The 11,756-nt window shown below is 34.7% G+C and carries 11 protein-coding genes; 7 read left to right on the forward strand and 4 right to left on the reverse strand.

The annotated features are described in order from the left end of the window. Positions 1–409: 409 nt before the first annotated feature. Complete coding sequence (gene pth, locus J3495_RS04610; RefSeq protein WP_210665477.1) at positions 410–1,084, forward strand: aminoacyl-tRNA hydrolase; 675 nt, start codon at positions 410–412, stop codon at positions 1,082–1,084. Positions 1,085–1,223: 139 nt separating this feature from the next. Next, on the forward strand, positions 1,224–1,832 hold the full coding sequence (locus J3495_RS04615) for a superoxide dismutase (protein WP_210665398.1): 609 nt from the start codon (positions 1,224–1,226) through the stop codon (positions 1,830–1,832). An 811-nt stretch (positions 1,833–2,643) separates the two neighbouring features. On the opposite strand, the gene J3495_RS04620 is transcribed toward J3495_RS04615, so the two are convergent. The 4 genes from J3495_RS04620 to purN all read right to left on the reverse strand — a co-directional run bounded on the left by J3495_RS04620 (position 2,644) and on the right by purN (position 7,014). Beyond that, on the reverse strand, positions 2,644–4,542 hold the full coding sequence (locus J3495_RS04620; RefSeq protein ID WP_210665399.1) for an amidophosphoribosyltransferase: 1,899 nt from the start codon (positions 4,540–4,542) through the stop codon (positions 2,644–2,646). 78 nt (positions 4,543–4,620) lie between these two features. Next, a complete protein-coding gene (locus J3495_RS04625) occupies positions 4,621–5,544 on the reverse strand; it encodes a PfkB family carbohydrate kinase (protein WP_210665401.1) in 924 nt (307 codons plus the stop codon). A gap of 341 nt (positions 5,545–5,885) precedes the next feature. Further along, a complete protein-coding gene (gene rnhA / locus J3495_RS04630) occupies positions 5,886–6,362 on the reverse strand; it encodes a ribonuclease HI (RefSeq protein WP_210665402.1) in 477 nt (158 codons plus the stop codon). An 88-nt stretch (positions 6,363–6,450) separates the two neighbouring features. Then, entirely contained in the window at positions 6,451–7,014 is a 564-nt protein-coding gene (gene purN, locus J3495_RS04635) for a phosphoribosylglycinamide formyltransferase (RefSeq protein WP_210665403.1), read from the reverse strand. 175 nt (positions 7,015–7,189) lie between these two features. On the opposite strand from purN, the gene J3495_RS04640 reads away from it, so the two are divergent. From J3495_RS04640 to pyk, 5 genes are all read left to right on the forward strand, one after another. After that, positions 7,190–7,426, forward strand: a complete 237-nt coding sequence (locus J3495_RS04640; protein WP_007137004.1) for an acyl carrier protein — start codon at positions 7,190–7,192, stop codon at positions 7,424–7,426. A gap of 241 nt (positions 7,427–7,667) precedes the next feature. Continuing rightward, on the forward strand, positions 7,668–8,921 hold the full coding sequence (gene fabF, locus J3495_RS04645; protein ID WP_210665404.1) for a beta-ketoacyl-ACP synthase II: 1,254 nt from the start codon (positions 7,668–7,670) through the stop codon (positions 8,919–8,921). 8 nt (positions 8,922–8,929) lie between these two features. Next, the gene (gene rnc / locus J3495_RS04650; protein ID WP_210665405.1) at positions 8,930–9,670 is read left to right on the forward strand and encodes a ribonuclease III; all 741 of its coding nucleotides are present in this window, start codon (positions 8,930–8,932) and stop codon (positions 9,668–9,670) included. A gap of 125 nt (positions 9,671–9,795) precedes the next feature. Continuing rightward, positions 9,796–10,284: an IPExxxVDY family protein gene (locus J3495_RS04655; RefSeq protein ID WP_210665406.1), complete on the forward strand. Its 489-nt coding sequence runs from the start codon at positions 9,796–9,798 to the stop codon at positions 10,282–10,284. A 5-nt stretch (positions 10,285–10,289) separates the two neighbouring features. Continuing rightward, positions 10,290–11,720, forward strand: a complete 1,431-nt coding sequence (pyk, locus tag J3495_RS04660; RefSeq protein ID WP_210665407.1) for a pyruvate kinase — start codon at positions 10,290–10,292, stop codon at positions 11,718–11,720. Positions 11,721–11,756 lie beyond the last annotated feature (36 nt).

Genomic DNA, 11,756 nt, shown 5'->3' on the forward strand with positions numbered 1-11,756 from the left:
ATTTTTCAGGAGCAGAAACTTGAAGGTTTTTCAAGGCCTAAAGTTCCTGCTATCATTCCAATCTTTTTTATTGAAAAAACAATAAAAAAGGATTTTCCCTTCTATCAGGGCTAGCCAGAAGTTTAGTTTTTCATAAGACTCTAAACCGATAAGAAGCTAAGATTCTAAAGAAAAGACTTTGCGCAATCTCTGTTATCCAGAGGAACAAGGATCTTCGAAAGTACCTCGATAATCTGAAAAATTATTACCAAACTTTAAATTCGCTCAGTCTGGCAAAATTGACAGCTAAAAAATCTGCTCAATCAGCCAAATCTGCGAGAAACTTTTTTAAAAAACCTTTGCGCTCTTTCAGGGTAAAAAATAAACCAACCAATTGCCACATTCTCTAATTAATCTTACTTTTGCACACATGATAAAATGGATCGAAAAACTGTTTTCATCAACACCAAAAGAAGGGAACACAGACAATATGAAACCGGAGGTTCACGAACACCAAAAAAACAATATAGAAGACGTGAGTAAAAAATATTTAATCGTAGGTTTAGGCAATATAGGAGCCGAATACGTTAATACACGACACAACATCGGATTTAAAGTCCTCGATTTTTTAGCCAAAAAAGAAAGCCTTTCTTTCGAAACTGCAAAATTAGGAGCGATGGCCGAATACAAATTCAAAGGCAGAACTTTTTTCCTGCTAAAGCCCAATACCTACATGAACCTCAGTGGTAAAGCGGTAAAATACTGGATGGACAAAGAAAACATTCCGTTAGAGAATATTTTGGTCATTACAGACGATCTAAATCTTTCTTTCGGAACCATACGCATCAAACCAAAGGGCAGCGACGGAGGCCATAACGGACTTAAAAACATCAATTTAGTTTTAAATACGCAACAATATACTCGTTTTAGGTTTGGCATCAGCGATCAGTTCAAAAAAGGTCAGCAAGTCGATTATGTTTTGGGCGATTGGGATGAGGAAGAAAAAGCTAAATTACCGGAACGCCTGGAAGTCGCATCAGAAATTATCAAATCTTTTGGCACGGCTGGACTAGAAAATACCATGACTACTTTTAACGGAAAATAGCGATTTACAACTATTTAACTGATAAAAAAGCAAATTATCAAAGAATTTAATTCAATTATAACAAAATACTATTTCTTATTCCAAAGTTAAATGATTAAATTTGGGATAAATTATTATAAATCATAAAATCACAAATATCATGGCTTTTGAATTACCACAATTACCCTATGCATATGATGCATTAGAACCACATATTGATGCTCGTACAATGGAAATTCACCATTCAAAACATCATAATGCATACACAACAAATTTAAATGCTGCCATTGCAGGAACAGATTTAGAAGGAAAAACAATCGAGAATATTTTAATTAATTTGGATAAAGCTAATGCTGCCGTTCGTAACAATGGTGGAGGTTTTTACAATCACAATTTGTTCTGGACAGTAATGGCTCCGGATGGAGGTGGTTTGCCAACAGGTGATTTATTGACTGCAATCGAGTCTTCTTTTGGAACTTTTGAAGAGTTTAAAGCAAAATTTGCTAAAGCAGGTGCTACACAATTTGGTTCAGGATGGGCTTGGTTATGTGTGCACAAAGGTGGAAAATTAGACGTTTGTGGAACTCCAAATCAAGATAATCCATTGATGCCGGAAGTAGGATGTGGCGGAACTCCAATTTTAGGAATGGATGTTTGGGAGCACGCTTATTATTTAAATTACCAAAACAGAAGACCTGATTATATCGAAGCTTTCTTCAATGTAATCAACTGGACAGAAGTAGCGAGAAGATTTGCTTTAGAAAAATAATCTTTTTTCAAATACGTAAAAACCCGATTAATTCCTTGCGAATCAATCGGGTTTTTTATTTGATTGTCTCGCCCTGAAAAAGGTTGACTATAATTGAGCTAATTATGTCTACAGAAAGAAAAGATTTAAAAAAGTCATTACTTTTCCGTATTCGTTTATCAGATTGTAAAAAATAAAAAGTTGGTTGAATTTTTGATGTATTAAAAAAAGAAGCATTTTTTAATGCTACAGGAAGGCTCTGGAAAAAATGAGGTGACTTTATTCCAATAAAAAAGGCGAATTTCTTCGCCTTTTTTGCCCCAAATCTACCATAAACTTAACCTACTAATGTTATGGTTTAGTAAATGTATACTAGTGTGTTTTTTATTCCAAATATATTAGATTAACTACCAATAAAATCGACAAAACACGTAATTTCTTACTTTGAAAAGTGTTTATGTGACTTTATTCCAATAAAAAAGGCGAAATTTCTTTCGCCTTTTTTGCCCCAAATCTACCATATACTTAACCTACTAATGTTATGGTTTAGTAAAAGTATAGTAGTTATTTCTTTGTTTCAAATATTTCTGTTGAATAACCCATAAAATCGATAAAATGCGTAATTTCTTATTTTTAAGGTTTTTTTTGACTTTATTCCAATAAAAAAGGTGGAATTGCTTCCACCCTTTTTGCCCCAAATCTACCATAAACTTAACCTACTAATGTTATGGTTTTTCAAAAGTATTATAGACGAGAGATTTTCCCAAACATATAAGACAAACTACACAAAAAACCGATTAAGTGCACGATTTAACCTTTTGTTAGCATTTCTTTAATACGCTCTAGCATCTTTTCCTTCATAGAAATTCATAAAAGCTCGGTTTACAACCCTGTTTCCACCTGGTGTTGGATAATCTCCTGTAAAATACCAGTCACCCAGGTTTTTAGGACAGGCGATATGTAAATCTTCTACTTTTTGGAAAATAATTTTAACTTCTGCATTAATTTCCGGCGAACTTAACATTTCCGCAATTTTATCCGAAACCTCTTCAGGTGTAAATTGATCGTAAATGGCAGTTACATAGTTTACAACATCTTTGTCATTGTAGTTTTCTTGCGCTTTACATTTTGCATAGACTTCGTCTACTATATGATATAAGTTTCGCTCCTTTAATAAAGCCAATGCAGCTCTAAAAGCGACTAAACCTTCTAGTTTTGCCATATCAATTCCGTAACAATCTGGATAGCGTATTTGTGGTGCCGATGAAACAATGACGATACGTTTGGGTTTCAAACGATCCATCATTTTGATGATACTCATCTTTAAAGTGGTTCCTCTTACAATACTATCATCAATAATAACCAGGTTATCGGTTGGTTTGATCACGCCGTATGTAACGTCATAAACGTGAGCGACCAAGTCGTCTCTACTGCTATCTTCTGTAATAAACGTTCTTAATTTGGCGTCTTTAATAGCGACTTTCTCCGTACGAATTTTTACGGCCAATAATTCCTGTAGTGTTTCGGCGGTAAGTGTACTTCTGTTGTCTAAAATATAATTGTTTTTTCTTTGATTTAAAAAATCCTGAGCCGCTTCTATCAAACCATAGAATGAAGTTTCGGCGGTGTTTGGGATATATGAAAAAACAGTATTGTCTGTATCGTTATCAATTGATTTAAGAACGGCCGGAAGAATTAATTTGCCTAAATTTTTACGTTCCTGATAAATTTCTGCATCGCTTCCTCTTGAGAAATAAATTCGCTCAAAAGAACAGGCTTTTTTAACGGTTGGTTCCAAAATCTGATTCATCGAAACTTTTCCGTTTTTCTTAATGATTAAAGCATTTCCTGGTTCGATTTCCTGAACTTTTTCAAAAGGAACATTAAAAACAGTTTGTATAACAGGTCTTTCTGAGGCCACAACCACTACTTCATCATCTTGGTAGAAATAAGCAGGACGAATCCCGGCTGGGTCTCTAAATACAAATGCATCGCCATGACCTAATAATCCGGCCATTGCATAACCTCCGTCTAAATTTTTAGCCGAGCGTGTCAGTATTTTAGCAAGATCCAAACGTTCTGCAATTACCGGAGAAGCTTCTCTTTTAGAATAACCTTCAGCTTTGCAGTCCTGGTAAAGCTGCATCACTTCTTTGTCCAAAAAGTGACCTATTTTTTCCATAACCGTAACAGTATCGGCCATTTCTTTTGGATGCTGTCCCAGTTCAACTAAATTTTCGAAAAGCTCTTTAACATTGGTCATGTTGAAGTTACCGGCCAAAATCAAATTACGATGCATCCAGTTGCTCTGACGTAAAAAAGGATGTACACTTTCGATGCTGTTTTTTCCGAAAGTTCCGTAACGAACGTGTCCTAAAAATAATTCTCCTATATAAGGAATATTGGCTTTTTGTTTTGCTACATCATTGGCGTATTCAGGATGAGAAGTCATTTCTTCATTGATGCGCTCGTTGATTTGTTTGAAAACATCCTGTATGGGTTGCGCGTGATTAGAACGCACTCTGCTAATGTAGCGTTCGCCCGGTTCCACATCTAATTTGATACTGGCAAAACCAGCGCCATCTTGGCCACGGTTGTGTTGCTTCTCCATCATAAGATACATTTTTTGTATCCCATAAAAAGCAGTTCCGTATTTTTCTTTGTAATATTCAAGCGGTTTAAGAAGTCTAACTAAAGCTATACCACATTCGTGTTTTAAAGCGTCGCTCATTGTATTTTGTATTTGTGTTGTTGTAAGTTGTGCGTTTTAACGTAATAAAAAAGCCCCGTGTTACGAGGCTTTAAGGCATTATATTTCTATGTCAAACTGAGTTAGCGACTTAAATTGTTGTAATCGAATTGCTACTTCAGCTTTGCTTAATGTTTCCATCCTTTCGGTTCCAAATTTCTCTACACAAAAGGAAGCTAAATTCGAACCGTAAATAATTGCATTTTTCATGTTGCTAAAAGAGATATTCTCGCTTTGCGTAATAAATCCTGAAAAACCACCTGCAAAAGTATCTCCAGCTCCTGTTGGATCAAAGACTTCTTCTAGTGGTAAAGCTGGTGCAAAAAATACTTCTCTATTGTGAAATAAAAGTGCTCCATGCTCTCCTTTTTTAATCACTACATATTTTGGTCCCAAGTCCTGAATTTTAGCTGCCGCTTTTACCAATGAATATTCTCCTGAAAGTTGTCTTGCTTCCTCGTCATTGATCGTAATAACATCAACACGTTTGATTACCTCAAGTAATTCTGGTAAAGCACAATCCATCCAGAAATTCATCGTGTCCAGAACTACCAATTTTGGTTTTTTCTCCATCTGATCCAAAACACTGCTTTGTACCAACGGATGCAAGTTTCCTAACATTACTACATCAGCATCCTTGAAGTTCTGAGGAACTTTTGGTTGAAAATCAGCCAAGACATTCAGTTCGGTTACTAAAGTGTCTCTGGAATTTAAATCGTTGTGATACAAACCGCTCCAAAAAAAGGTTTTGCCGCCTTTTACAATTTCGATACCCGAAATATCAATATTTTTTGAAGTTAATAAGTCTAAATGTTCTTGAGGAAAATCGTCACCAACTACAGAAACAATAGCCGATTGTAAGTTAAAAAAGGATGCCGATAAACCAATGTACGTTGCAGCACCACCTAAAATTTTATCTGTTTTTCCGAAAGGAGTTTCAATTGCGTCGAAAGCAACCGTTCCAACAATCAATAATTTATTCATTTTATGAATTTCGAATTAGGGTGCAAAGATACTTCATAAGTTACAATATTGCAACGGTTTGGGGTCTCAAAATTTTCATAAAAAAACAATATCGCTTTTGGTGTCAAAATGATTGAAAATGAATGATTTGTTAGGCTTTTTTTCTTTAATCAAGAAACTTTTTTTTCTAAGAATAACTATAAAAAACATCCATTTACTTTACATCGGATAGTTCTTTATCCTATTAATTTTTCTCTAACATATTTTCAAATTAAAATCAGGTAGAAATAGCCAAAAATGTGTTTAAATAGTTTCCGGAAAATGCAATCCCTAAAAATTTAGGAAACCGGCATTGTTGTATTTTATGATTTAGAGCCAATAGTTTCGTAATAAACATCAACAGAAAGCTTTGGTTGCAAAGATGCCATCACTGCCAATTCGTCGCAACGCTCGTTTTGAGGGTGATTATTGTGTCCTTTAATCCATTTAAAATCAACCTGATGTTTGCGATAAACAATCAAAAAACGTTTCCATAGATCGGGATTTTTTTTGCCTGTAAAACCTTTTTTCTCCCAGCCAAAGACCCATTTTTTCAGCACAGAATCGACAACATACTTAGAATCAGAGATGACTAAAACCTTCATATTTAGATTTTTTAGCTTTTCTAAACCCACAATTACCGCCAATAATTCCATTCTATTATTAGTCGTCAGGCGAAAACCTTCATAGAATTCTTTTTTGTGAGGTGTTCCTACCAATTCGATCACGACCCCATAACCGCCGTTTCCGGGGTTTCCTTTTGCGGCACCATCCGTGTATATATGTATTTCGTGATTCATTTTAATTTTTTTTCACATATAAGTGATGTAAGTCCTTTGAATTATTACAACGTAAATATTATTCTTATATGATTTAATTTTTTGCGTCTTATTCTTCTAAAAGTCTTGAAATAATTTCTGGAAAATATTTTTGTTCAAGTTCGTGAATCTTTTCGGCTACTGTTTCTGCAGTATCCGTACTTTCTAAAGCGACACTTTTCTGAAAAATAATAGCACCTTCGTCATAATGTTCGTTTACAAAATGAATAGAAATTCCGGTTTCTTTCTCTTTGTTGTCTACTACTGCCCTGTGTATGTGCATGCCATACATTCCTTTGCCGCCATAATTGGGTAAAAGGGCAGGATGAATATTAATGATTTTGTTGGGATATTTTTCGATAATGTTGTCAGGAAACTTCAATAAAAAGCCAGCTAAGACAATCAAATCCGGGGCGATTTTTTGTATTTTTTGTAATACGTTTCGGTCTAAAAGTTCGTTTTTTGAGAAGATTTCTGTTGGAACTTGATGATTTTTTGCTCTTTCTATGACTTTTGCAGCAGCATTATTGGTAAATACCGAAACCACTTTTGCAATTTTATTTTTTTTAAAGTATTGGATGATATTTTCTGCATTAGTACCTGAACCTGAGGCGAAAACAACAATTTTTTTCATAATCGAATATAATTTTATAATGCAAAAAACGGAATAATAATCGAAAATAAATAGTATTAAAAGGGCTTTCTTGAAATTAATTTTATAAATTAGTATCACATTTATTAACTAAATAGTTGTTTTAAAATAAAGTTTTTTATTTTTGCCAACAAATTAAATTCTAAAATTAAAGATTATGTCAGACATTGCATCAAGAGTAAAAGCGATTATCGTAGACAAATTAGGTGTTGACGAAAACGAAGTTGTAACAGAAGCAAGCTTCACTAATGATTTAGGAGCTGACTCATTAGACACTGTTGAGCTTATTATGGAATTCGAAAAAGAATTTGATATTCAAATTCCGGACGATCAAGCAGAAAACATTGCTACTGTTGGTCAAGCTATTTCTTATATCGAGGAAGCTAAAAAATAATAATACTGCACCCGAAATTTAAAAAAAGATAATTTTTGAAATTCCGAACTCCAATTTTGGAATTTGTTTTTTGAAATTTGTAGTTTTTTAAAATTCGGGTGTTATTATTTTTTTAAAATTTAAATTTCGATTGGTTTACAATCAAAAAGATATATTTATATTGTAATGCCCATGGCTCTTAAGTAACAGAACAGTTAAGAAAGCGTGGGTTTTATTTGTTTAAAGATAGAAAACATATATTATGGCATTAAGGCGAGTTGTTGTAACAGGATTAGGTGCTCTTACTCCTATCGGGAATAATATCCAAGAGTATTGGAATGCACTCGTGAATGGCGTTAGCGGAGCTGCCCCTATCACGTATTATGATACAGAAAAACATAAGACAAAGTTTGCCTGCGAAGTAAAAAACTTCAATATTGAAGATTACATGGATCGTAAAGAATCCAGAAGATTAGACAAATTTGCTCAATATGCTGTGGCTGCAAGTGACGAGGCTATAAAAGATGCAGGACTTACAAACGACAATGTTGATAAACAAAGAGTAGGTGTTATCTGGGGTGCAGGAATTGGCGGACTGGAAACCTTTCAGGAAGAAGTTATGTACTATGCCAAAGGTGACGGAACTCCAAAATTCAATCCTTTCTTTATTCCTAAAATGATTGCCGATATTGCGCCAGCACACATTTCGATGCGTAATGGTTATATGGGACCAAATTATACTACAGTTTCTGCGTGTGCTTCTTCGGCAAATGCCTTAATTGATGCCTTTAATTATATTCGCTTAGGCATGTGCGATGTTATTATTTCTGGAGGTTCAGAGGCTGCTATTACTATTGCTGGTATGGGAGGTTTTAACTCTATGCATGCCTTGTCTACAAGAAACGAAAGTCCAGAAACGGCTTCAAGACCTTTTGATGCAACCCGTGATGGTTTTGTTTTAGGCGAAGGAGCAGGAGCTTTGGTTCTTGAAGATTACGAACACGCAAAAGGTAGAGGAGCAAAAATTTATTGCGAAGTTGGCGGAGGCGGAATGTCATCTGATGCGTACCATTTAACAGCGCCGCACCCCGAAGGTATTGGTGTGATTGCTGTAATGAAAAATACTTTAAGAGACGCTGGAATGAATCCGGAAGATATTGATCACATTAACACACACGGTACTTCTACGCCATTGGGAGATGTTGCCGAACTAAAAGCAATTAGTGCTGTTTTTGGAGATCATGCAAAAAATATCAATATCAATTCTACAAAATCCATGACAGGACATTTACTTGGTGCTGCCGGAGCTATTGAAGCAATTGCTTCAATTTTGGCGATGCAACATGGTATAATTCCTCCAACGATTAATCATACAGTTGTAGATGAAAATATTGATCCATTATTGAATCTTACCTTAAACAAACCACAAAAAAGAGAAGTAAATGTTGCTATGAGTAACACCTTTGGTTTTGGTGGACACAATGCATGTGTATTGTTTAAAAAATTGGCTGATTAATGATGCGTATGAGTATTTTCAAAAAAATATTTACAAAATCCCGTTCTCTAGAAGACGGGATTTTTTTTGATACTATTCAGAAAATACTTGGTTTTGAGCCAATTTCTATCCATTTTTATAAGAAAGCATTTACTCATAGATCTTCAAATAAATTAGACGAAACGGGTCATCCAATTAACTATGAGCGTTTAGAGTTTTTAGGAGATGCTATGCTGAGTGCTGTAATTGCGGCGCATTTATTCAACAAGGCACCCAACGGAGACGAAGGTTACTTAACAAAAATGCGTTCAAAAATTGTGAGTCGTGAGCATTTAAATGAGTTGGGTAAAGATTTAAATTTAGTTCGATTTGTAGAAAGTAAAGTGCCTCTTCAACATTTCGGAGAAAACATTCACGGTAATATCTTCGAGTCGCTTATTGGTGCAATTTATCTGGATCGTGGTTATACTTTTTGCGAAAAATTTATTCAAAAAAGAGTCATTACTCCTTATGTAGATATTGCCAGATTAGAAGGAAAGGTGATCAGCTATAAAAGTTTGGTTATCGAATGGTGTCAGAAAGAAAAGAGAATATTTCATTACGATATTTTTGAAGACAATGGCATCGACGGGCAACGTTTGTTTGGTGTTAAATTAAGTATAGACGACAAAGTAATTGCAAGAGCAAGAGCAACTTCAAAAAAGAAAGCAGAAGAAAAAGCATCTCAAAGAGCTTATTTTGCATTTCAGGAAAAAATAGATAAGAAATAACTACAAAAATACGGTAAGTTTCTTAATGCTATAACGTTTTCGTTTATAAATTAACAAAAACAAGCAATGCTTCACTATTGATGATTCGATAGAAATAGTATATTTACAACTTGATTTTTCATGACATGGCTATTCATAGATTGGATTTAGACGAATTTGACGAAATTGATTACTATTTAATGGCAATTCATACTTCATTAGAAGATTATCGATTGGCTTATTTTGTCAATCAAAAACTTCCGATAAACTTAAGTAAGAGCAAAAACGAGATTCATGCTCAAACGAAGGAAGGCGAAGCAAATTTTTCGAGATTTTATTACTATGATTCCGAGAAAGCTATTTCATGGAATTTAATTCAGAATAAAAATGAAATCATTTCCGTGAGTATAAATGATTTCCAGAATTTGTTTTCAAATGAAACAAGTGAGGTTTCAACAACAATTCATTTACTTCCTGAATTCAAAAAAGTAGATTTTTTCTTGAAAATTGAAAATAGCGATGAGGCTATTGATTTTTCAGAAATCCAGCAAAAGCTAAATACAATTGAGAGTATTGCGGCTATTTATGCTGTGGATACAAACAAAATAAAATCAAAAAACAATTTAATTTTTTAAAAAAAATGCTAACAAACAAAAAGACTAAAATTGTAGCTACACTTGGGCCCGCATGTAGTACGAGAGAGATTATCAAGGATATGATCGAGGCGGGGGTTAATGTGTTTAGGATCAATTTTTCGCATGCAGATTACGAAGGAGTAAAAGAAAAAATCGAGATCATCAGAGGTTTAAATGAAGAGTTTGGATATACCACAGCAATCTTAGGAGATTTGCAGGGGCCAAAACTTAGAGTTGGAGTAATGGAAGAAGGAACTGTGGTGAATGATGGCGATTTGATCACTTTTACAACAGCCGAAGATATTTTAGGAACGGCTCAGAAAGTGTTCATGAAATACCAAAATTTTCCAAATGATGTAAATCCGGGAGAGCGTATTTTGCTTGATGATGGAAAACTGATTTTCGAAATTATTTCTACAGACAAAAAAACAGAAGTAGTTGCCAAAGTGATTCAGGGTGGAGAATTAAAATCTAAAAAAGGAGTTAACCTTCCGAATACTAAGATTTCTTTACCAGCTTTGACAGAAAAAGATATTGCCGATGCCATTTTTGCTATCGAACAAAAAGTAGACTGGATTGCGCTTTCGTTTGTAAAAACACCGCGAGATTTGCAAGATTTACAGGAATTGATCGATAAACATTCTGAATATAAAATTCCGATTGTAGCTAAAATTGAAATGCCGGAAGCACTTGAAAATATTGATAAAATTATCGCTTATTGCGATGGATTGATGGTAGCACGTGGTGATTTAGGAGTAGAACTTCCTGCTCACGAAGTGCCATTGGTACAAAAAGACTTGATTCGTAGAGCTAAAACAGCCAGAATTCCGGTAATTGTGGCAACACAAATGATGGAAACGATGATCACGAGTTTAACACCAACACGTGCAGAAGTAAATGACGTTGCCAACTCGGTAATGGACGGAGCAGATGCTGTGATGTTGTCTGGAGAAACGGCTACAGGAAATTATCCCGTACAGGTTATTCAAAAAATGACTCAAATTTGTGAGGCGGTAGAAGATTCTCCGCTTATCCAGGTGCCGCAAAATACGCCACAGATTAAAACAAAACGTTTTATTACTAAAACAGTTTGTCATCAGGCGGCTTTATTGGCAAATGAAATCAAAGCAAAAGCAATTTGTACCTTGACGAATAGTGGTTATACTGCTTTTCAAATTTCGGCTTGGAGACCATCTGCACATATTTTAGTGTTTACTTCAAACAAAAGAATCTTAACACAATTGAATTTATTGTGGGGAGTAAAATCATATTTCTACGATAAAGACGAAAGTACAGATGATACGGTTACCGATGTAAACGAGATCGCAAGACAAAAAGGATTTGTTGAAAAAGGAGATTACCTGATCAACCTTGCAGCAATGCCAATCAAAGACAAAGGAATGGTAAACACCATGAGAGTATCTGAAATAGAATAGTTTTTCTTTAAATAAGAAGGCAACTCAAAAACCATC

The sequence above is a fragment of the Flavobacterium geliluteum genome (assembly GCF_017948595.1).
Taxonomy (GTDB): domain Bacteria; phylum Bacteroidota; class Bacteroidia; order Flavobacteriales; family Flavobacteriaceae; genus Flavobacterium; species Flavobacterium flavipigmentatum.